The organism is Janthinobacterium saanense (genome assembly GCF_014200675.1).
In the GTDB taxonomy this organism is placed as follows: domain Bacteria; phylum Pseudomonadota; class Gammaproteobacteria; order Burkholderiales; family Burkholderiaceae_D; genus Janthinobacterium.
The window spans coordinates 21,619-43,325 of the sequence record NZ_JACHCI010000008.1 but is presented as its reverse complement, the minus strand read 5'-3'; the positions used below and the strand labels follow the sequence as shown (position 1 = coordinate 43,325).

Below are 21,707 nucleotides of genomic sequence, written 5' to 3'. Positions count from 1 at the left end.
CTTTCCATTAGCGCATAAAATCGGAAGTGTATTTAGTTCCTTGTTTTCCATGTCGCAATCCATGTATCAAGCTCATCCACGGTGAGGCATTCATCATTTCCACTAACCTGTGTCGCTCCTTCTTGGGCGACCCCAGCGACACGGAAAAGGTCATCGACGAATGGTCCGCCGCTATTACCTTGTCTAATGGTTGTTGATATTTCTAATCGCTGAAATGTACGGCGAGCAAATCGATTCGTGACGACGACATTTACTTGATTTGCTACCCGCCCAGCATTCCAGTTTGGATATCCAATTAAGTAGCCTGTTTCGTTTCGCTTTATCGGAGCGTCGAGTCCTGCAAAGTGCCGAATGTTGGGTGGTGGACCTATAAATTCAAGAATTGCTAGATCTCGATCGACGTCTCGATGGACTACCCTGACCGGCCATTCCAGGCCGAGTGCGGGACTAATTACCTTTAGATTCGCGCCGTGAACGTCTACGGAAGTGCAGTCAGTGGAAACATTATTCTCATTGACGACTCCTTCCCAGCGCAACACATGATCGCAGGTAACGAGACAGTTATTCGATTGGTATGGGAACGCTGTCCCTTGGCCTCCAACAGCTTCTGATTCGGCTACCCCAACTGGCTGGTAATCCCCCAACCAAGAAACAACAAGAACGGCACGCTCAGCATCATTGGCGTTGCGTACGATAGATTCAATTGGAAGGCGAGAAAATGAGAAGTCTGCGCTAAGCCCCTGCTCGTGCTCGCACAGTACATTGTATCGTTCGGCCAGCCTTGTGTAGATTACGTCATCAGCCCCGCGAATCATCCGTACGTATAGTAGTTTCCCCCAAAGTACATTGATTAACTCTGGGATTTTTCGTGTCCGAGTTTGACGTTTCCAAGGTCGTTTTTCATAGATGCAGGTCTTGCCTTTTGTGATGCGCCTTTCCCATTCAGCGCTGGCTGCGTCAAAACCATGCTTTTCCCAGGCATGGAGTGCACCACGAATACGATCAATAAAAATTCGCTTTACGTTTGGGAACTCATTGATCGTAATGCCAGTCACTTCGAGCCGATGAAGGCGAGTGCTCAAGCGGCTCTTAGTCGGATTGATATCAAAATTATGTTTATCGATGATAGACAGCAATTCGTGACCGATTGTGAGCCCGCCGCTTTCAAACGCGCAGATATTTTCTGGCAAGCGAGAAGTGTCACGAACGGAAAACGAGAAGGTCAGATCGTCCGCATAGCGCGTATACGTTGATCGGTGACGGCGTGCTAGATCCATGAGGTCACTGTCGAGTCGACGACATACGAGGTTCGCCAACATCGGGGAAGTCGGTGCACCTTGTGGGAGTTCATTGCGATGGGTACACAAATGAGCCAGGACTGTGGCGACGCTGTGTGAGCATGCGAATGGCCTTTTCTGAAGAACGCCGCGCACCCGGAAAAATCCTATTGACGGGAAGAAGTCTTTTAGATCAATGTTTAACAGGTGCTGAGTTTGCCGCGAACAATGCTTTCTCGCATTGGTGACAATGCTGCGGTTTTTGGTAAACCCATGAACGCAAGGTTTCGGCTTGCCGCCGTGCTCTTCGAGGAATGCCAATACCTTGAGCTGAAGCTCTTTCAATTTGCGTCTTGGCTCTTGGATCAGGCGTGGTCCGCCGCTACGTTTCGTGATTACGAAAACCTTATACGGCGGGGTTGGATAGATAATTTTCTGTATTTCGCTGTAAGGCATGCCAAGCAGATTCTTCGACATGTATTCCACGTCCGAACGCATTAGAACATCATGGAATGGGGATGCTAGTGTGGGAATGGAGATCGTGGGGCCAGTCATAATACCTTCAGAAAATGCCGTCCTAGCAACTTTCACCTGTACCTATGGCGCCATAATCTACATGGAGCAATCGTCAAGCGGCGGGGATACCTCACTGCAAGGTCTGCGTTAACGTGGACCAAATTAAGCCTGCACCAGGACGGCGATTGATTGTAGTGCAATTCTTAAGAACATGGCAACAATAGGAGTCAATTTCTTGGCCGTGCGGAACAGAAAGTCGCCGTGTCCTGCGTGTAGATTTGGATGAGTGTATTGTGTGATTTCATTATTGATAACTTTAATGGCATCAACGTGTAATTACAACAAAAAATCGCGATAGAATCTGAGGTGTATGTTTCGATGAATTTTTGGGGTAGACAAATGGCTGCGGCACCAACTCTCAACGACGCGACGTTGCAGGCACTGTCCGATATTCTTGGCGATACCGGAACAGGCCTAACTGGATCGGAAATCGGCCGATTTCTTGGTGAATGTGGCATCGTTGATCCCAATCCGCAGGTTACTAAACGCCATCGGCTTTTCCAGGCGCTTCGTGCTAGGCAGCTGCAAGACAGGTGTGCTAATCATGTATTGGGTTTTATTATGCATGTGATGAACCCAGTGCGTCATGTTGGCGGTCGTGAGCACTTCGAAACGGAACGAAGCAAGCTAAATGCGGTCTTGGGCTTTGCGGGCTATGGACTCGGAGAGGACGGTATCATTGCAATTGTTGCATCAGTAAAGACTCTCAGTGAAGCTGAAGCAAGAGCCGGTGCCTTTCGGAAAGCGCTTGTGGGCCGCCAAGTGCATACGGACGTACTTCGCTTTTGCAAAGCTGAACTTTTAGTGGATAACTACTTTCACGCCGTATTCGAAGCAGTCAAGAGTATTGGTGAAAAACTCCGGTTTCGCACAGGTTTGGCTGGTGATGGCGCGGCGCTTGTGGATGAGGCGCTTGCAATTGGAAAGGCTGGACATCCCCGCTTGGCACTTAATGCTCTGAGTACGGATAGTGAGCGGAATGAACAAAGCGGCTTGACGAACATTATTAAAGGGCTGTTCAGTGCATTTCGGAATACCGCCGCGCATGCACCAAAAATCACCTGGCCCATCTCGGAACAAGATGCGCTGGACATTCTTTCCACTGTCTCGCTTGTTCACCGACGCTTGGACGCGGCTGTTAGAACACATATTACTTAACACTTAACACTTCGACAGCAAAAGTCGCTGTGAATGCAGATTCCATCTACTTGTTTCGGTACCTTAAGCCCAAGCGCCAAGAACGAACCGTCCGTTGTATACGGCTCAGCGGATCAGCCTCAGAATTGCATCAAGTTCATTAACGGGCCTCTAAACCTGTGCATTAAGCGAGCGGGGTGTTGGTATGACGGCTCCAGAGCGATGCGCGCCCTATCTGCAAAGATCCCACTGCATAGGTGAATCCCACACCGTCGTGGCGGTAAAGGCGCTGGGGCGGAGGCTGGGGTTTCCCTTGAAATGGGCCTCAGCGATACGGATTTTAAGCTTGTCATCGGCGACCTGCTCCACGTATCCGGTATAGATAATGTTCCGGCCGACCTCTTGGCACACGTGTGCACCTACCTTGCGGATCATGGACTGATCTCGTTGGCGTTGTTCGCTAATCTGGAGGCTGGCATTAGCCGCAGCCGTTAGTTCATTGCGCTGCATGGCCTTCCAAACTTGGTCGCTGACGAACTCGTGCTGCGAGACTGAGTACAGTTCGCCGAGGTGTGATTTCTTGAATCGGTCAAGCATCACAATGGTTTGCATCGGGCCGCGCAATACGTAGGCCACACCCGGCTTTGCCTCGAACACGTAGGTGTCTGGAGTGCAGCTTTGCGTGCTGCTGGCATAACAGACATTCACCTGAACGGTGTGTCGTCCCGGGAGCACATTGACGCCCGGTCGGGTGCTCACGCCGGGGAGGATGTGGCTGCCCTCGGCCGTCATTTGTAACGCCACCCGATTGGGACCGCGATCGATTTCGGTGACTGCGGCGCCATTCCCATATATGTCTTGGGGTACGAGGAGTGCATAGTTTTGCAGTTGCACCGGGGGAATCGGCGTGGTTGCACATCCCGACATGACGAATCCAAGGCCGACTATCACACACCGAAAGACAGCAGGGGAATAGGGCATTGAAGTCTCCATTTTGAAGTGATATGCAAAATTTGTGGTTTAACCACAAATTGTGATGTTACCAGAATTTCCCCATGGCACCACCATTCATGTGGTTACTCATCATGGAATGTGGAATATGGTCACGGCGCGGCAGGAAGGGCAATTTGCCAAGAGGATAGGCATGGCATTGGCCAAGCAGCGCATCGCCCGCAATTTCACCCAGGAGCAAGTGGCGGCGCTGATCGGGGTGGAGCAGGAAACAATTTCACGCTTCGAGCGCGGCGCCACGCTGCCGCCGTTACTCCGGCTAATTGACCTGGCGGAGATTTTTGACGTGCCGCTTGATGCCTTGGTGCGCGCCGGTTCCGCCCGCTCCATAGATCAGGCCATTGGTCTAGCCGAGTCCTTAAATACACTAAGTGAAGAGGATCGCGTTTGGGTGCTCGGTTGGGTCACGGACATGTGCGCCAAACTCGCCGCAGTGACGGAAGGTAAGAAGTAGCGTATACCGAAGACTGATAATCTGAATACATCATGATATGGTTTCCAGATACATGCTTTGGGTATCCCAGGTATGCCCTGGACGTTATGTCGTTTTCTGTGATGATGAACTCGTCGAGCTGGTCGCATAGGGGTCACTAGGAGGCCAATCTAGGCCAGACTCCAAATTAGGATGGCGCGATTCATCTGTCGGCCTGCCATATTCCAGACGCCATTCTTCAATTTGACCGAGAAGGCTTAGGGCGGACTTCCGCCGCTTTGCATCCTCCAGCGACATTTTGAAGAGCCGCGCGCGTGCTTCATTCGACGCGCGTGCATGCTCTGTGAAGAAATTAGGACTTGGCCCATAGCAATCGCTATGCGCTTCACGGACGCCGGGAAGTTGGTGGCGAAGTGGGCGGGAAGACTCGCTGGTCGGCTTGCTGCGCCAGCGCGGCGATGGCTTCGCCGGTCTTCTTCAGCTTGTCCGTGATGGCGTGCCCGTCATCGAGTTTTTTCAGCCCGCTTTCGCGTCACCCAAGACGAGCGACGCCTTGTCAGACCATGCTGCGCCGGTTTCGATGGCTTGCTGACGAAACTCCGTATCTTACCTGGATGGACACGGAGGTAATTCGACACTATGATCGGTATCAATTTGAACAACCAACAAGAAGAATCTATGGCCGATAACGAAGGAATCGCGTCCCTCGGCGAATTCATGGCATGGGTGGAGGAGATGGTTAGCAAGGCCAAAGAGCAGGAGCACGACGCGTTGTTTTATCGCGGCCACTCAAATGCAAAGTACACGCTTGAACCCACTGTCTACAGGACGGACCGCAAGGGTTCGAGTTTCCGCGCGGTCGAACACCAGCTATATGAAGAAATGCTCCGCCGCGATCCTATGGCGTTCGCCAACGACACCTCGGTACTCCAACGCATGGTTCGCATGCAGCACCATGGCCTGCCGACCAGGCTCCTAGACCTGACGCATAGTCCATTGGTCGCATTATATTTTGCATGCGAGAGCCGCAGCGCAGAAACAGGCGAGGTGATGTTTTTCCATTGCAAGACCAAGGAAGTGTTGCACCCATCGGATGTTCCCGACACTGCCCTGGCAGGAATCGAGCATGCATGTAATCTAGCAGTTGTAGGGGAGAATGCCGTTCGTGCGCTCCAAAAATATCTGAACATAGAAAAGTCGAGAAAGACCGAACTGGAAGAATTCAATGGCGCCTATCAGGCGTTCCTTGATCTCTGCATAGCAAGACTCGATCTTGCACTGCGCCACAAAGACCTGCTTGTTCAAGCGTCGGTTATTACCGAGATCGAAGGAAAGCTGTTATCTGCCTTCGTGCAGGAGTGGGACGAGAAATTCGATGGGAACGTCAACGGCACTTTGGCCGAGCAATTGATAATCTCGCAAACTCATGGCGCACTGCATAAATTCAATAATCTCATCAAGAAGGAGATAGAAGTACTCATCGGGATTTTTTGTGAAAAGATGCGCATAAAATTCAACGACGAAAAAATCTCTCTTGGAAAATTCCTGCAGCAATTCACATTCTTCCATTTCGCCTTCCCGCCGATCAATAACGAACGAATACGGCGCCAACAAGGCGCGTTCGTGATTTGTCCGCCAGGTAAGACGGAACACTGGCCCCTAGAGAGTCACATCGGCCCGCATCGTATTCCAGTGCAAGCAGAGGCGAAAGCACGCATTCTCCAAGAGCTTGCCCAACTCGGCATTAATCGCAGCTACATATTTCCAGAGCTTCACGAACTGGCTGCGGACGCAAAATTGCGTTACCCAGCGATGCCCGACTAACTAGGCATCTTACCGATCTTACCCCGTTTCCACGCGTCCGGGCTTCACTCGGTAACTGAGGAGATATCGGTCATGTTGGGTAATTGACGATATTGGTGATCGGGAATTTGAGGGGCCGATCTTATACGTGACCGATTGACGGCGCGGCTATGGTCGTAGGCGGTGCGGGCTTTACGCTTACGGATTAAGTGTAGTGATTGCAAGTGATCTGACAGTTAAAGCTACTGCGTAATCGTGGAATATTCGCACATCGCCGCTACTTGATCGCATTGATTACTGATATGGCTCCCACAGATCATAACTGTCCAAGCGCATAGATCGCAGCCTCCCAACAACCAAAGGTGCGGCCCCATTGAGCGGACGATATCGGCAAAGTCCTTCACCTGACAGACCCGACTGATCACTTGATTTCAAATTCGGCGCACGCTACGCTAGCGTTTCAAGCGAATGGCGATATGCCAACCGCAACGCGACGGGGGAATATGCCTCATCGCGAAGGGGCCACTGCATCGGATCATCCAATAGCATGATGTGGGACTCGGTCATATAGTTAAAGAAGCCGGCGTCGAGTCCCCTCAGGAATTCCGTGTTGTGACTTTGTATATCGTCATCAAACAAACAATACGGGGTCGCATTGGCCAGAAATGCCTTACCTTGCATAGCTGAATATTCCTGACGGTGTTAGCACTACGCTAACTGTTGAAGTTATCGCGTTCCGTGAACAAGTGTCCTTCTATACGGCTATGGAATAGCACGCTGTCTGGCTGGCCTCTCGCAGAAAAATCCCGCGCTGCTTTTGCTCCCTCAGCGTCAGCGTTTTGTAGACATGTCAGCCAATAAGCCAAACAAGACAGCGAGCTACTTTAACAATCCGCGCTCTCGAAGAGCCTGGAGCGCTCTTTCAATTTGGGCCCGGCCACCATCGCGCAAGTCAGCAAGCGTGCTTTTGCTCTCCAAATCAGGGCGCATGCCGGCTGCTTGAGTCGCAAACGGGCGCGCACGACTTGGCGCAAAGCGGTCAATGGATACCTTTTCAAGTAATGCCGTCTCGTTTGCTTCCCCTGCCTGTAGCTCTCCACGTGGATCGAAGAAAGCGAAGCTTTCACTGGCACGAACGTTGAAGTTTGAATTCGGTAACGCGAACCCTTTCGATCCAGCTTCGAGACCACCTCCGGCACCAATCGTGCGCTCACCAATGAGCAGCGCTTTGCCCGCCCACATCCACGCTGCCGTATGCTCGCCGGCAGAGCGTGTGCCCGCATCCGTCATGACAATGATTGGCTTGTGGCTCTTGACTCGTCCGCAAGACGCATCGGTCGGCTGTGCAACCAGTTTCAGCACGCCGGATTTGCCAGAGGCGAAGACGTCGAAGGTTGGCGTTGAAACAGATGTCATCGCCTCGACCAGCAGCCTGGCTTCCCTGCCAAAGCCTCCCATGTTCCCGCGCAGATCCACCACCATCACGTCTGCCTGATCTGCGACGGCGTCAAATTCTGCAATATAGCTGCGCACGACAGCGCAGAAGCCGGCCAGCATCGCCTGGTCTTCGGTAGTTCCGGGGACCTTTTCCGCTTGGTCGTTTGCCTTATTGAAGGTGTCGGAATATTGAGGCGCGAACAGTCCTAAACGCATCGTCCCGATACGTGTTCCTGCTGCAGAGAAATGACGCGGTAGATCGCGTTGCTCGACGGCGTTGACCATTGCCAGAGCACGCTGCTCGGACATGGGCTGATACTTGAGTGTGACTTTGCGAGGAGGGTGCGCATCGGTCTGCACAAGCAGCGACACGGCATCGCCAAGCCCCTGAATCTGATGATTAGCACGCGTGCTCATCCCCAGCTGAAATGCGGCAAGAGCGGCCCGCGACCGGCGATTGCCGCCAAAGGTGACAGCCTGGACGCGATCAAGCCACGCAGCGGTCGGCACGTCATCGATGGACAATATCGCGTCCCCTGACTTGAGCTCGGCGCCGTGTGTGTCGAATACGTGCCAAACAATCATCTGGTTATCGCTTGAGGTACGAAACAGCGCCCCAAGGGTCCGGTTGCTGCCCACAGCTGTTCCTTTGAGAGAAACGTGATAATCCTCAAGACCAACCAGCGCGGAAACCAAATCCTGCGCTGTCGCGGCAGGTGGAAGAGGGCCCTCCGCCCACAGAGCATTGGAGCCTTGAATCTCTTCTGGATAGGCTGAACGGTATCGCTCTACGTAGGCCAGTGATGGATAGGTCTGACGCAAATAATTGCGCAAAGCGACCGCTTCACTCTTTTCCGCAGCGATGCCAGCCAATGGCACGAGCATGATCAGGCCGATGATGCAAGACTTCATTAACACTCCTTCGTTGAATAAGATGCACCGACGCAAGGATAGCATTTTTGTTAATGTTGAAACATGCGAATTCCGCACTTTATATTGGTGCCATCGTTTCATTCAGATGGATTCCGGTTTCAGTATTTAGCGAATATCGACCGGCGGCTTCGGGGCCCAACCTGCCAACGACGGCAACCGGCCAATACCAGACGGTCCGTGATGGATGGGAGGAATGGCGCTCCCTCGACATAGGGGAAAGCTCTCGCATAGAATCATTGCTCTGAATCACTCAAGAGGTAGCAATGTCAATTCGTAAAGCTCTTCCTATCGATAATTCCGGTGCCAAGGCTGTAGTACAGAAATCATTAGCTTCTTTCGGTTTAATCGCGGATTTTGACACTTTAGATGCTGCCATTGGTGCGCTTGGCCAAGCCAACACCCCTAACGAAATCGAATTAGTGGCAGAGGTAGATGGCAAACTAGTCGGCTGCCTTGCAATTCAGCGTATGGAAGGGGCTGTCGCCAAGCTGTTCGGCTTCCACGTCGATGCGAGCATGCAAGGACAGGGCATCGGTAGAACGCTGTTGAGCGAGGGAATAGCACAGGCCGTTATCCATAACTTCACTCAACTGGAACTCGAGACTTGGGGCGACATGGGGGCTGCGGTTCACCTGTATGAGTCTTTGGGATGGGTTCGTGGACCGGACCCACTACCAGAAAGTGGAGCGGACCGCTTTTACTGCTTGGCACTAATCAGCTAAAACCCGATTTAATGAGCGCCTCTCGCAGCTGACGACTACTGGAAAACTGAATGTTTGTAATGGAGCGATACCTGGCAACGACAGCAGCCGGCCAGTAGCCGCCACTTCAACGAGTGAAAGTAAACTATGGAAACTCCACCAGACGATTTGCCGGTCTATCGAGTATTAACTGGACCAGATGATGCAAAGTTTTGCCGTCGCGTCAGCGAGGCACTTGCGAAAGGATATGTGCTTTATGGCTCCCCATCGGTGACGTTTAATGGGGAAACCGTCATCGTGGCCCAAGCAGTTGTGTGGCCCGCAATTGCCCCTTAGTCTTCTTCATCCGGCCACAAGCGGCCATTCGGATTGCGTTCACCATCGGGAATGCTTGCAACACCTTGAGGAACGTAACGTGAAAATTGCTCACTCTGATGGAGAGACCTTGCTCGGCCCCGCCTTGGTTGGGGTCTACATTGGCGTCCTTGTCGCAGCCTGCGCCATTGCCTTTGGGAGCGAATATGGCAGAGGGACGTTGCTGTGGCAACGCGCACTCGACGTGATGTTTAGCTTAGTGGGTGGCTTTTTGCTTACCTTTGTACCGTTCGGGCTGGCGCCTGTATTGATTGGACGTTCGGTGCGTGCCGTCAAAAAGCGATAGTGGGCAATATGCCTGTTCGACTACGCCAGCGGCGGCGAGGTAGAGAGGCAGGCGTGTCATTCAGGTCCCGTTGTTGAAGTTTGCGCGAAATATAACATCAGACTACGTAAGGAGCGAGATCAGGGCTAGCCTGCCAGCGGGCGAGGAGAAATGCGAGGAAGGCACGTGCAGTGGGGCCGGGAGTTTGCGGAGGGCGAACGCAGTAGACGCCGGTCTCGCGTCCCGTCCACCCAGGCAGCACCTGGACCAGCTCTCCCGTGCGCAGCGGGTTCGCCATGGCCACGGCGGAGTGGAAGGCGAGGCCATGCCCATCCAGACAGAAGCGGTGCACGGCTTCGCCATTGTCAGCGCGCAGCCGGCCCCGTGGCCGGAAGCTGCACTCACCATCTGGCCCGAACAGGCGCCACGATTCGCCATCGTGGCTGGCCGTGGAGACCAAGCATTCGTGGCGCTTCAGTTCGTCAAGGGAGGCCGGCGTGCCTGCACGCGCCAGATAGGATGGCGAAGCGGCCAGCACACGGCGGTTGTTCAGCAGCTTGCGTGCCACCAGAGCGGAATCGTCCATCTTGCCGATGCGAATCGCTACGCTCACGCCCTCGCCAACGATGTCCACATAACGGTCCGTCATCACTACATCAAGCTCGATGTCGGGATAGGCCTGCATGAAGGCGGATAAATGCGGCACTACATGCATGCGGCCGAAAGCCAGCGGCGCGCTGACCTTGAGCAGGCCGTGCACGAGATCCTGCTGCTCCCGCACATTGCGGTAGGCGGTGTGCAACTGATTCATGGCTGCGCTGCATTCAGCGAAGTAGCGCTGGCCTACGTCGGTCAGCGACATGGTGCGGGTAGTGCGGTTGATCAGCACCACGCCCAGTTGTTCCTCCAGCTGCTTGACCAGGCGGCTGATGGACGATGGTGTCATGCCGGTTGCACCGGCGGCGCGGGCGAAGCTGCGACATTGAGCTACGGTGACGAAGACGCGGACTAATTGCAGAGAGGGTGCTTCCATGGATTCCATCGATTGGATCGCCTTAATTGATGTCAATGGCAACAGAATATGTGAGATTTTAGGCTATTATCGCGCGAAATCAACATGGATAGAATGGGCTTCTTTGCCAAGGAGAGCCCGAATGTTCCGCGACCTGCATCTGCAAACCCAACCCCTTCGCCTGCCCAACGCCTGGGATGCAGGCAGCGCCCGCCTGATCGCCAGCCTGGGCTCTCAGGCGATTGCCACCACCAGCGCCGGTGTCGCCTGGTCGCTTGGCTATCGCGATGGCGATGTGCTGCCGATGGACGAGCATGTGGCGGCTGTGCGTCGCATGGCGCGCGTGCTTGATGTGCCGCTCAGCGTGGACGTGGAGGGCGGCTATGCAAGCGGCGCGGCTGTTGTGGCTGATAATGTGGCTCGCTTCATGGACGCTGGCGCGGTGGGTATCAATATTCAGGATGGCAGCGAAGAGCCGGCGCTGTTGTGCCGCAAGATCGAGGCGATTCGCGCAGCGGCGCAGCGTGAGGGCGTGCCGCTGTATATCAATGTTCGTACGGACGTATATACTCGCAAGCTTGTTGTGGCGGGCAAAGAAGCCGATGAGGTGTTGCACCGCGCGGCGGATTATCATGCTGCAGGCGCCGATGGCTTGTTTGTGCTTGGCCTGACCGCGCAGGATGAGATTCGCCGCATTGCGGCCGGCACGCCGCTGCTGTTGAATGTGATCGTCTGGCCAGGTTTGGCGCCTGTGAACGAACTCGCGGCGCTGGGAGTTCGCCGCGTCAGCGCGGGCTCGTGGCTGCCGCAGACTATGTGGGCGCAGACGCAGGCCCTGGTGCGGGGCTTCCTTACGGACGGGCGCAGCGAGCCGTTGCTGGCAGGCGCCGCACCGTACGGCGACGTGAACGCGGCCTTCTGAGTCCACGTCGCAGCACAGGCTGCACACGTGAATCGGCCATGCGGGCCGGACGGCAGTTGCGGCTGGCGCCGCCGGTGGCACCATGTGCACATCATAAGAACTAGAAACACCGAGCCCCGTGCAAGAAAACTAGCTTCGCCTACTAAGATCCGGCAGGGTGAGCGGCGCGTTTGCCCAAGGATTGATTGCGTTTATCGTCAATGTGTCGTTGCCTGCATTGACGCCAAAGGTCGTGATGGTCATTCAGGGCGGTTCTGGTTTTTTCGTCCGAGATGAGCAAGGCAATCGCTATCTCGGCGGTGGGGTGTGGTGCATGACCGAACATATGCTCGAGGGCGTGGATCTCGCCCCGATATTTGGCGCAAACGCAGGCGTAGATGAGGAGTCAAATGTCCGGCAGGAGAATCAGTGTCCGGTTATGAGATTGACTCTCCGGGTATCCTTCACGGAATAAGTGCGCTTCTCGCAGGTTCGTTGTTTGCGCTTAGCTACATGATTTTGCGGCCTTTGGGATATCTTCCTGCGTTTTGGGCGTCCTACGTAGCACATGCTATTCATAATGGATTAATGCTCTATACAGTGCCCTCTATATTTCCAAGCCTGGGGTGACGGTGGCTGCAACCGGCCAAGAGCTGCCAGTCATTCTAAATGAAACGCGAAGGATTTTCGGCATCGATGAAGGCAACTAACTTGGCTGGGCGGGTAATGAAAGTGAACCATGCTGGTGAGCATGGAGCCGTCAGCATCTACACGGGTCAGATTTTTATGGCGCGCTTTACTGCAAAGTCGCTTTTACCGGAGCTGTTGGCCTTCAAGGTGGATGAAGAGAAGCACCGGACTATTTTTGGCAACGAACTCAAACGTCGTGGTTTGAGCCGTTGCAAGAGTTATTGGCTGTGTGCGGCGGGTGGTTATGCTCTGGGAATCGGAACCGGGTTACTTGGTGCGCACGCAATATCGCTTACGACAGTAGCTGTTGAGCGAACAGTGCTTCGCCATCTGCGTCATCAGATTGAACTCCTGGCACAGGACGTCGAGGCAGTTTCCGCCATCTCTGGCATTCTAAACGATGAGCAAGAGCATCATGATTCGGCAGCGAATCACAATTACCCGATCGGCATGTTTGGGCGAATACTTAGCTCCGCAGTCTCTCGCGCTACTGAATCAGTCATATGGCTGGGAATGCGCCTGTAGGCATCTGAACGTCTGCAACCGGCCAGAAGCAGACGGTCAGAAATATGGGCTGTATGTTGCAGCGGCTCGGACACATCAATTTAGGCGCGGTCTGATCTGACGATCAGCTCCTTGGCTTACTCCTTGTGACGAATAGCTTCGACAACAATCCGAAGTGCCCTCGATTCGTGGCGGCGGCTGGGATAGTACGCATGGAGGCCAGGAAACCTTTTACACCAGTCGCTCATGACGCTGATTAATCGGCCTTCCCGTATGTGTCCCGCAACCAGGTCTTCCGTGACGAACGCCAGGCCATTGCCGCTCAAGGCCGCTTGTACCATGGGCACGGCGCTGGTAAACACGGCCTGGCCGCTCACCCTAGCTTCCACGCTGCGTCCATCATGCTGCAGTTCCCACGCGTAGATGCCGCCACTGCCTGCGAGCCGCAGTGTGATGCAATTGTGCTTCATCAGGTCATGCAAATTGGTGGGTTGCATATGCCAAGAGAAGTAGGCAGGTGAGCCAACGATCATGGTAGGAATGTCGGGCGTGAGCCGGACAGCAATCATGTCCTCCGCCACCTGGTCTCCATAGCGTACTCCGATGTCATAACGGTCCGCGGCAATATCGATCAGCTTGTAATCTGATTGAATCTCGATATTCAGGTCTGGATAGTGAGGCAGCACCGGTGCCAGCCGTGGCCACAGCAGGGTATCGATAACGTGGTCGATAGCAGTGATGCGCACCGTACCCGCTGGCTTGCCATTTAAATCGCTGACAGCAGCGATTTCGGCATGGACCTCATCAAGCCGCGGCGCGACATTGGTCAGCAGGCGCTCGCCTGCTTCGGTCGGCGAAACACTCCTGGTCGTACGATTGAGCAGCCGCACGCCCAGCCGGGCCTCCAGATCCCGAATGATGTGACTGAGAGTGGACTGGGACATGCCTAGCTTGATGGCGGCACGGGTGAAACTGCGTTGGCGAGCGACCTCGAAAAATATAAGAATATCAATAATATTATCTCTGGCCATTTTGATGATTCCTGAAACCTGCAGTTGATGATGTCTCGGCGTGCTGCCCAGCTACCTATGATATCAAGGGGAATGTGTGAATTTAGATATAAATATACAGAGTATTCATGGCTGTAGCACATATGTTTGTTCGAGTTTTCGGTGTGCCGACGCGGTAACCGCCACGTACGATGTCGCTAAACGTAATACGCCCAGCCCATACCGAACGAACTGGAGAAACAAACATGAACATAGATGATGTAGCGCGCCGCGATTTCCTGAAGACTGCTGGCACCGGCATGGCCGTGCTGGGCAGCCTTTCCGTTGCCCCCAGTTCCGCGTTCGCCGCCGATAACAGGCCCGTGACGGACATGTCCAACAAAGCGGACAACTTCTACAGGAGCGCGACAGTCACTGCGCGCAAGGTCAGCTTCAACAACCAGTACCAGATGCAGGTCGTCGGCAATTTGTTCACGCCCAAGGATCTCAACCGCAATGCCAAGCATCCGGCGATCATCATCGGCCATCCGATGGGCGCGGTAAAGGAGCAAAGTTCAAATCTGTATGCGCAGAAACTGGCGGAGCAGGGGTTCGTCACTTTGGCCATCGATCAGTCCTTCTGGGGCAAAAGCGCCGGCCAACCGCGCAATGCCGTGGCACCTGATATCTATGCCGAAGCCTTCAGCGCCGCAGTAGACTATCTGGGCACCCAGCCATTCATCGACAGGGAGCGGATCGGCGTTCTCGGTATTTGCGGCAGCGGCAGTTTCGTCATCAGTGCCGCCAAGATCGATCCGCGCATGAAGGCCATTGCCACTGTCAGCATGTACGACATGGGTGCCGCCAACCGAAATGCGCTGAACCACTCGCAGACGCTAGAGCAACGCAAGCAGATCATTGGCGAGGCGGCGCAACAGCGCTACGTGGAATTTACCGGTGGCGCAATCGCGTACACCGGCGGTACCGTGCACCAGCTCGATGCCAATACGCATCCCATCCAGCGCGAGTTCTATGACTTCTATCGCACCTCGCGCGGCGAGTTCACGCCGGCAGGGGCGTCGCGTGAGCTGACGACTCACCCTACGCTGGCCAGCAACGTCAAGTTCATGAACTTTTACCCGTTCAACGATATCGAGACGATTTCCCCGCGCCCCATGTTGTTCATCACGGGCGACCAAGCGCATTCCCGGGAGTTCAGCGAAGATGCTTATCGCCTCAGTGCGGAGCCGAAGGAACTGGTGATCGTACCAGGCGCAGGGCACGTCGATCTGTATGACCGGGTCAAGCTCATCCCTTGGGACAAGCTGAACGCATTCTTCCACAAGAATCTGGCGTAGGCGCATCCCATGACAGCACCAATCAGCAACGCAACCCCAGGTGGCGTGCACGGGCACGCTGATGCCGTTACGCAAGCGGCCATGTGGGGCGGGGTCTTCGCAATGACGCTGTGCGTTTTCGCGCTGATCGCCTCGGAATTCATGCCCGTCAGCCTGTTGACGCCCATGGCTAAGGATCTCCTGGTCAGCGAAGGCTTGGCAGGACAGGGCATTGCCATCTCCGGCGCCTTCGCCGTACTCACCAGCCTGTCGATTTCCACAATCGCTGGCAGCATGGACCGCAAGACGCTCCTGCTGGGGCTGACCGCACTGATGGCCGTTTCTGGGGCCGTCGTCGCGATGGCGCCGAACTATTTTCTGTACATGGCGGGACGTGCGCTAATCGGCGTGGTGGTTGGCGGCTTCTGGTCTTTGTCGGCCGCCACCGCGATGCGCCTTGTGCCTTCCCATCAGGTGCCGCGCGCGCTGGCCATCTTCAATGGCGGTAATGCGCTGGCGACCGTTGTCGCCGCGCCCCTGGGCAGTTACCTCGGTTCCGTCATCGGCTGGCGTGGTGCCTTCCTTTGCCTGGTGCCAGTGGCCCTGGTTGCCTTTGTCTGGCAGTGGATCAGTCTGCCTTCCATGCCGCCCCAGGCTAGCTCGGCGGGTTCGCGCAAGGTCTTCACACTGCTGCGGGACCCGAAGGTTGCCCTGGGCATGCTGGCTGTCAGCACATTTTTCATGGGACAGTTCGCCTTGTTCACCTATTTGCGTCCATTCCTTGAAAGCGTGACGCGCGTAGACATATCCACGCTGTCGCTGATATTGCTGGCGATTGGCGCAGGCGGCTTTATCGGCACCACCGTCATCAGCAAGTTCCTGAATTGGAATTTTCCCCGGACGCTGGTCGCCATTCCCGTCCTGATGGCATTGATCGCCGTGGCGCTGACCCTCTTTGGCAGCAAGGTTGCTGCCGTGACGGTACTGCTGGGCATCTGGGGCGTTGTCGCGACCGCTGCGCCGGTGGGCTGGTGGTCATGGTTGGCTACAACGCTGCCGCGCGATGCAGAGGCGGGGGGCGGGTTGATGGTTGCCGTCGTGCAACTCGCCATCGCCCTCGGTTCCACGATCGGCGGCTTCCTGTTCGACAAGAGCGGATATCAGAGCACGTTCATCGCCAGTGCAGCCGTACTGCTTCTGGCTGCCTTCCTAACCTCGCGCTCGCAAGCGCTGCAGGCAAGCTGAGCCGGCTACCAACGAAGGAGCAAGCAATGGTTACACGCAAGCTAGAGGTTCGCAACGGCGCCCAGCATCCAGTAACCAGCATGAGCGAGCGCCGCCTATCCGGTGGCCTGCATGGGCTGGGCCTGTTGCTATGCTTGCTACCCCTCGGCGCTTGCGAGGCCCGACAGCAGTCCGCCTCCGCGCCATTCGTTCTTGCCCCGGTTGCGGCTAGCGCATCCCTGAGGCCCGAGGAGTCGCGTATGTGGATGGTTGTTGGAGAACGTCGCTTCGTCGTCATCTTGTCCGACAACGTGACCGGGCATGCATTTGCCAAGATGCTGCCGCTGACGCTGGATATGGCCGAACTCAACGGAAACGAGAAGTATGCAGATCTGCAAAGGGCGCTGCCGGCTAACGCGACTAGGATGGAAATGATCAGCAATGGCGACCTTTTGCTGTACGGCTCGAAGACCTTGGTTGTCTTCTATAAGGCATTTACTTCACCGTACTCCTACTCAAACGTTGGTCGCGTGGCAAATCCGGTTGGGCTGGCCCATGCACTGGGCGAGCACGGCGCTAGGGTCGAGTTTCTTAGATACAAATGAACGCTCACATGGCTTGCACAATGACCGCTTTGGGGCGGAAGCAGTCATTCGTAGCTTCCTAGGGTGATGGCCGCAACGCCCGCTAAGCGCTGGCGGTGTGAGCAATGAGAACGGTTGGCGGCGCTTTATGCAATTGAGTGGCGGCAGTCAGTGAGAACAGGTGGCGGCAGTGATGAGAATATTCAGGACTGCGATCCTCCTGTGGAACCACTGCTTTATTCACCACGCCGTTCCCTGTAGCTGGCAGACCTGAGACAATAACCGAACGATCAAACTCTGTTTTGATATCTGCACAGGTCAGCAGGGGGGAATATGGTCGATTGGACGATTTGGTAGGTTACCGGTACTGGGTGGCGCGGTGAGCGGGAAATATACCGGACACCAGGATTTTCCGTTGCGTGAGGTATGTTCTTGGTGGCCCAGGGCGGAATCGAACCACCGACACAAGGATTTTCAATCCTCGTGTCATCAGTTACTGACTAATTCTGCACGGCTTTTGCATTCAGCTTAGCGAAAACAATAGGCCAGTCGCACAAACTAACGGTTTTTAGTCGCAAAATTGTGGCGCCAGTTGCAGATACTTTGGCGCCCTACGTGCTACATGACGCTTAAACGTCAATATTCCCCGCCCGTAACGCATTATTCTCAATAAACGCCCGACGTGGCTCCACATCATCGCCCATCAGCGTCGTGAAGATCTGATCCGCAGCAATCGCATCTTCGATCTGCACTTTCAGCAAGCGGCGCACGGTGGGGTCCATGGTGGTTTCCCACAGTTGGTCCGGGTTCATTTCGCCCAGTCCTTTGTAGCGCTGTTTGGTGACGGTGCGTTCGGCTTCGTCGCGCAGCCATTGGATGGCCTGGTGGAAGTCGGTGACGGCGATTTCCTTGATGCGCTCGCCTTCGCCGCGGCGCACGAATGCGCCTGGGCCGATCAGGCCTTCGAAGGTGGAGGCGCCGCTGGTCAGGACTGCGTAGTCGGGGCCTTGCACGAAGTCGGCGTCGATGGAGCTGACTTTGATGTTGCCGTGATGCATGCGTTCGATGCGCAGCACGTGTTTTTCCGACAGGTCGTCGGAGCGCACGTGCACTTTCACGGCCGGGTCGTTGATGGCCGTTTGCAGGGCCTGCGCCGAGGTGTCGGCCAGTTCCAGGGTGGACAGGTCCAGCTGCACGCCGGTCATGATGGCGGTCAGGGCGGCACGGTCGATGACGCGGGTCAGACGTGTCATGATGCTGTTCGACAAGTTGAACTTGCGTACCAGTTCGGCCAGGGTGTCGCCGGACAGGCCTTCTGCGCCTTCTTTTGGCACCAGCACGGCCGTGTTCAGGGCCACCGTCATCATGTAGGTAGCTTCTTCGGCGTCATCTTTCAGATAGCGCTCGTCGCGGCCGGCCTTGACCTTGTACAGCGGCGGTTGCGCGATGTAGATGTGGCCGCGTTCGACCAGTTGCGGCATCTGGCGGTAGAACAGGGTCAGCAGCAGGGTACGGATGTGGGCGCCGTCGACGTCCGCATCGGTCATGATGATGATGCGGTGGTAGCGCAGTTTTTCAACGTTGAATTCGTCCGGTCCGATCGAGGTGCCCAGGGTGGCGATCAGGGTGGTGATCTGCTCCGAGGACAGCATTTTTTCGAAACGGGCCTTCTCGACGTTCAGGACCTTGCCGCGCAGTGGCAGAATCGCCTGGAATTTGCGGTCGCGTCCCTGTTTTGCCGAGCCACCTGCCGAGTCACCCTCGACGATGTACAGTTCGCACAGGGCGGGGTCTTTTTCCTGGCAATCGGCCAGCTTGGCCGACAGGCCCAGGCCGTCCATGATGCCTTTGCGGCGGGTCAGGTCGCGCGCCTTGCGGGCCGCTTCGCGCGCGCGCGCCGCTTCGACGATCTTGCCGCAAATGATTTTGGCGTCGTTCGGTTTTTCTTGCAGGTAATCAGCCAGGGTCTTGGCGACGATCTCTTCGACCGGGCCGCGTACTTCCGACGAGACCAGCTTGTCTTTCGTCTGCGACGAGAATTTCGGTTCCGGCACTTTCACCGACAACACGCAGGTCAGGCCTTCGCGCATGTCGTCGCCGTTGATTTCCACTTTCGCCTTCTTGGCGAATTCGTGTTCATCGATGTATTTGTTGATCACGCGCGTCATCGCCGCGCGCAGACCCGTCAGGTGGGTACCGCCGTCGCGTTGCGGGATGTTATTCGTGAAGCACAGCACTTGTTCGTTGTAGGCATCATTCCACTGCATCGACACGTCGACCGTGATGTTGGTGCCCTGGTCCGACAGGCGTTCGCCGGTGGCCTGGAAAATGGTCGGGTGCAAGACCGATTTGGCCTTGTTGATGTATTCCACGAAACCGCGGGTGCCGCCTTCGAAGGCGAATACTTCTTCCTTGCCGGTGCGCTGGTCGGACAACTTGATGTTGACGCCATTGTTCAGGAAGGACAGTTCGCGGATGCGCTTGGCCAGGATTTCGTAGTGGAATTCGACATGCGTGAAGATTTGTTCGTCGGCCCAGAAGTGCACATCGGTGCCGCGCTTGTCGGTGTCGCCGATCACCTGGATAGGCGAAGTGGCCACGCCGTCGATCATTTCGACGATGCGGTTTTGCGGCACGCCACGCACGAATTCCATGTAGTGCACTTTGCCGTTGCGGCGAATGGTCAGTTTCAGCAGTTTCGACAGGCCGTTGACGCACGATACGCCCACGCCGTGCAAGCCGCCCGATACTTTGTACGAGTTCTGGTCGAACTTGCCGCCGGCGTGCAGCTCGGTCATGACGATTTCAGCGGCCGAACGCTTCGGTTCGTGCTTGTCGTCCATTTTCAGGCCGGTCGGTACGCCGCGGCCATTGTCGGTAATCGAGATCGAGTTATCCGCGTGGATGGTGACGTGGATTTCGGTGCAGTGGCCGGCCAGCGATTCATCGATCGAGTTGTCCAGCACTTCGAACACCAGATGGTGCAAGCCGGTGCCGTCCGAGGTGTCGCCAATATACATGCCGGGGCGTTTGCGTACGGCTTCCAGGCCTTCCAGGATCTGGATGGAGGAGGCGCCGTATTCTTCCGTTTTGGCCTGGATCGGGGTGTCTTGTGGATTCTCGGACATGGACTGCTTTCTCAATTAACTGCTACTGTTCCGGGGTCAGACCCTTCGGGTCTGACCCCAGCTTTTCATTGGGTTTCTTGATTGCGTGATATTGCATTTAACCCAACGGCGAAATGCTGGGGTCAGACGGGGACGCCGAGTCCCGAGGGTCCGCCCCTTATTTTTAAATGCGCATTGGCATGACGACATATTTAAAGTCGGCATTGTCTGGAATCGAAATGAGTGCGGACGAATTCGAGTCGCCCAGCGCGATATTGACATATTCGCACTTCAGGTTGTTCAACACGTCCAGCAAATACGTCACATTGAAGCCGATGTCGACGGAATCGCCGCCGTAGTCGATTTCCAGTTCCTCGACCGCTTCTTCCTGGTCGGCATTGGTCGAGCTGATCTTCATGCTGCCCGGGGTGATGATGCAGCGCACGCCCTTGAACTTGTCGCTGGTCATGATGGCGGCGCGTTGCAGCGAGCGCAGCAGTTCATCGCGGCCAATCGTGAAGTCGTTTTTGTAACCCTTTGGAATCACGCGCGTGTAGTCAGGGAACTTGCCTTCCACCAGTTTCGAGATCAGCTCGATGTCGGCAAAGGTCAGTTTTACCTGGTTGGCGGCGATGTCCAGTTGCACTGGCTCATCGTTTTCTTCCAGCAGGCGCTGCAGTTCGATGATGGTCTTGCGCGGAATAATGACTTCCTGGCGCGCAAAAGTTTGCTCGGTTGCCACCTGGCAGAAAGCCAGGCGGTGGCCGTCGGTCGCCACGGCGATCACGTTATTGCCATCCAGAACCAGCAGCAAGCCGTTCAGGTAGTAGCGGATGTCTTGCTGCGCCATCGAGAAATGCACCATATTGAACAGGTGTTTCAGCGTTTTTTGCGGCAGGGTGACGCTGGCGTTGTAGCTTTCCGCTTGTTGCACAGTTGGAAACTCTTCCGCCGCCAGGGTTTGCAGCGCGAAGCGCGACTTGCCCGTTTGCACGGTCAGGCGCTTGTTCAGCAGGGTCATGGTGACGTCGCCCGATTCGGGCAGCGCGCGCAGAATGTCGAGCAGCTTGCGGGCGGCCACGGTGGTGCCCGTCACATCGGCGCCCGAACCGATTTCCGCGTGCGTGGTGATCTGCACTTCGGTGTCGGTGGACAGGAAGGAGACATTTTCACCGTCTTTGCGGATGAGGATATTGGCCAGAATCGGCATAGTGTGCCGACGCTCGACAATACCGCTCACGATCTGCAGTGGCCGGAGAAGGGTATCTCGGGTGGTTTTGACCAATTGCATATTTATCCTCAATCTATAGGTTTAACAATACTTAGTTTAACGTATTTATTTAACAATGTTGCTCTGGAAGCTGCTCTGCAAAGTCCGACGGATCGGCCGCGGACTCTCTTCCAGATAATA

Annotated in this window: 19 protein-coding genes and 1 pseudogene; 12 read left to right on the top strand and 8 right to left on the bottom strand. The window is 55.5% G+C overall.

Annotation, left to right across the window (positions count from 1 at the left end; translation table 11 throughout):
• Positions 1-32: 32 nt before the first annotated feature.
• A complete protein-coding gene (locus HDE72_RS12895) occupies positions 33-1,754 on the bottom strand; it encodes a reverse transcriptase domain-containing protein (protein ID WP_260176669.1) in 1,722 nt (573 codons plus the stop codon).
• Between the two features lie 438 nt (positions 1,755-2,192).
• Here HDE72_RS12895 and HDE72_RS12890 point away from each other — a divergent pair, with 438 nt between their 5' ends.
• Positions 2,193-3,011: a TIGR02391 family protein gene (locus tag HDE72_RS12890; RefSeq protein ID WP_183741406.1), complete on the top strand. Its 819-nt coding sequence runs from the start codon at positions 2,193-2,195 to the stop codon at positions 3,009-3,011.
• A gap of 210 nt (positions 3,012-3,221) precedes the next feature.
• Here the strand turns inward: HDE72_RS12890 and HDE72_RS12885 are convergent, their stop codons facing one another.
• On the bottom strand, positions 3,222-3,971 hold the full coding sequence (locus tag HDE72_RS12885; RefSeq protein WP_183741404.1) for a hypothetical protein: 750 nt from the start codon (positions 3,969-3,971) through the stop codon (positions 3,222-3,224).
• 55 nt (positions 3,972-4,026) lie between these two features.
• Between HDE72_RS12885 and HDE72_RS12880 the strand changes: the two genes are divergently transcribed.
• Entirely contained in the window at positions 4,027-4,455 is a 429-nt protein-coding gene (locus tag HDE72_RS12880; protein ID WP_260176668.1) for a helix-turn-helix domain-containing protein, read from the top strand.
• Positions 4,456-4,539: 84 nt separating this feature from the next.
• Here HDE72_RS12880 and HDE72_RS28070 read toward each other — a convergent pair.
• Positions 4,540-4,779, bottom strand: a pseudogene (locus HDE72_RS28070) (hypothetical protein); the annotation flags it as partial.
• Between the two features lie 333 nt (positions 4,780-5,112).
• Between HDE72_RS28070 and HDE72_RS12875 the strand changes: the two are divergent.
• Positions 5,113-6,258 (top strand): FRG domain-containing protein, encoded by a 1,146-nt coding sequence (locus HDE72_RS12875; RefSeq protein ID WP_183759315.1) that lies wholly within the window; start codon positions 5,113-5,115, stop codon positions 6,256-6,258.
• Positions 6,259-7,116: 858 nt separating this feature from the next.
• On the opposite strand, the gene HDE72_RS12870 is transcribed toward HDE72_RS12875, so the two are convergent.
• Positions 7,117-8,586: a S41 family peptidase gene (locus tag HDE72_RS12870; RefSeq protein ID WP_183741399.1), complete on the bottom strand. Its 1,470-nt coding sequence runs from the start codon at positions 8,584-8,586 to the stop codon at positions 7,117-7,119.
• A gap of 284 nt (positions 8,587-8,870) precedes the next feature.
• Between HDE72_RS12870 and HDE72_RS12865 the strand changes: the two genes are divergently transcribed.
• The 3 genes from HDE72_RS12865 (at position 8,871) to HDE72_RS12855 (ending at position 9,969) form a co-directional block, all read left to right on the top strand.
• The gene (locus HDE72_RS12865; protein ID WP_183741398.1) at positions 8,871-9,329 is read left to right on the top strand and encodes a GNAT family N-acetyltransferase; all 459 of its coding nucleotides are present in this window, start codon (positions 8,871-8,873) and stop codon (positions 9,327-9,329) included.
• 126 nt (positions 9,330-9,455) lie between these two features.
• Positions 9,456-9,644: a DUF1737 domain-containing protein gene (locus HDE72_RS12860; RefSeq protein WP_183741396.1), complete on the top strand. Its 189-nt coding sequence runs from the start codon at positions 9,456-9,458 to the stop codon at positions 9,642-9,644.
• 79 nt (positions 9,645-9,723) lie between these two features.
• The gene (locus HDE72_RS12855; protein ID WP_183741393.1) at positions 9,724-9,969 is read left to right on the top strand and encodes a hypothetical protein; all 246 of its coding nucleotides are present in this window, start codon (positions 9,724-9,726) and stop codon (positions 9,967-9,969) included.
• Positions 9,970-10,066: 97 nt separating this feature from the next.
• Here HDE72_RS12855 and HDE72_RS12850 read toward each other — a convergent pair whose 3' ends face one another.
• Positions 10,067-10,981: a LysR family transcriptional regulator gene (locus HDE72_RS12850; RefSeq protein ID WP_183741391.1), complete on the bottom strand. Its 915-nt coding sequence runs from the start codon at positions 10,979-10,981 to the stop codon at positions 10,067-10,069.
• Here HDE72_RS12850 and HDE72_RS12845 point away from each other — a divergent pair.
• The 3 genes from HDE72_RS12845 (at position 10,980) to HDE72_RS12835 (ending at position 13,076) form a co-directional block, all read left to right on the top strand.
• Entirely contained in the window at positions 10,980-11,882 is a 903-nt protein-coding gene (locus HDE72_RS12845; protein ID WP_260176666.1) for an isocitrate lyase/PEP mutase family protein, read from the top strand. The genes HDE72_RS12850 and HDE72_RS12845 overlap by 2 nt on opposite strands.
• 157 nt (positions 11,883-12,039) lie before the next feature.
• Complete coding sequence (locus HDE72_RS12840; RefSeq protein ID WP_183741389.1) at positions 12,040-12,336, top strand: hypothetical protein; 297 nt, start codon at positions 12,040-12,042, stop codon at positions 12,334-12,336.
• Between the two features lie 194 nt (positions 12,337-12,530).
• Positions 12,531-13,076, top strand: coding sequence for a demethoxyubiquinone hydroxylase family protein (locus tag HDE72_RS12835; protein WP_260176664.1), 546 nt, complete (start codon positions 12,531-12,533; stop codon positions 13,074-13,076).
• A 116-nt stretch (positions 13,077-13,192) separates the two neighbouring features.
• On the opposite strand, the gene HDE72_RS12830 is transcribed toward HDE72_RS12835, so the two are convergent.
• Positions 13,193-14,086 carry a LysR family transcriptional regulator gene (locus HDE72_RS12830; RefSeq protein WP_034788517.1) on the bottom strand — a complete coding sequence of 298 codons (894 nt, stop codon included), beginning with the start codon at positions 14,084-14,086 and terminating at the stop codon, positions 13,193-13,195.
• A 224-nt stretch (positions 14,087-14,310) separates the two neighbouring features.
• Between HDE72_RS12830 and HDE72_RS12825 the strand changes: the two genes are divergently transcribed.
• The 3 genes from HDE72_RS12825 to HDE72_RS12815 all read left to right on the top strand — a co-directional run bounded on the left by HDE72_RS12825 (position 14,311) and on the right by HDE72_RS12815 (position 17,210).
• A complete protein-coding gene (locus HDE72_RS12825; protein ID WP_152615395.1) occupies positions 14,311-15,402 on the top strand; it encodes an alpha/beta hydrolase in 1,092 nt (363 codons plus the stop codon).
• 102 nt (positions 15,403-15,504) lie between these two features.
• The gene (locus HDE72_RS12820; RefSeq protein ID WP_205412615.1) at positions 15,505-16,626 is read left to right on the top strand and encodes an MFS transporter; all 1,122 of its coding nucleotides are present in this window, start codon (positions 15,505-15,507) and stop codon (positions 16,624-16,626) included.
• A gap of 239 nt (positions 16,627-16,865) precedes the next feature.
• The gene (locus HDE72_RS12815) at positions 16,866-17,210 is read left to right on the top strand and encodes a cyclophilin-like fold protein (protein ID WP_034788561.1); all 345 of its coding nucleotides are present in this window, start codon (positions 16,866-16,868) and stop codon (positions 17,208-17,210) included.
• Positions 17,211-17,818: 608 nt separating this feature from the next.
• Here HDE72_RS12815 and gyrB read toward each other — a convergent pair.
• Both gyrB and dnaN read right to left on the bottom strand, forming a co-directional pair.
• The gene (gene gyrB / locus HDE72_RS12810; RefSeq protein WP_183741386.1) at positions 17,819-20,317 is read right to left on the bottom strand and encodes a DNA topoisomerase (ATP-hydrolyzing) subunit B; all 2,499 of its coding nucleotides are present in this window, start codon (positions 20,315-20,317) and stop codon (positions 17,819-17,821) included.
• A gap of 163 nt (positions 20,318-20,480) precedes the next feature.
• Positions 20,481-21,587, bottom strand: a complete 1,107-nt coding sequence (gene dnaN / locus HDE72_RS12805) for a DNA polymerase III subunit beta (RefSeq protein WP_034754341.1) — start codon at positions 21,585-21,587, stop codon at positions 20,481-20,483.
• Positions 21,588-21,707 lie beyond the last annotated feature (120 nt).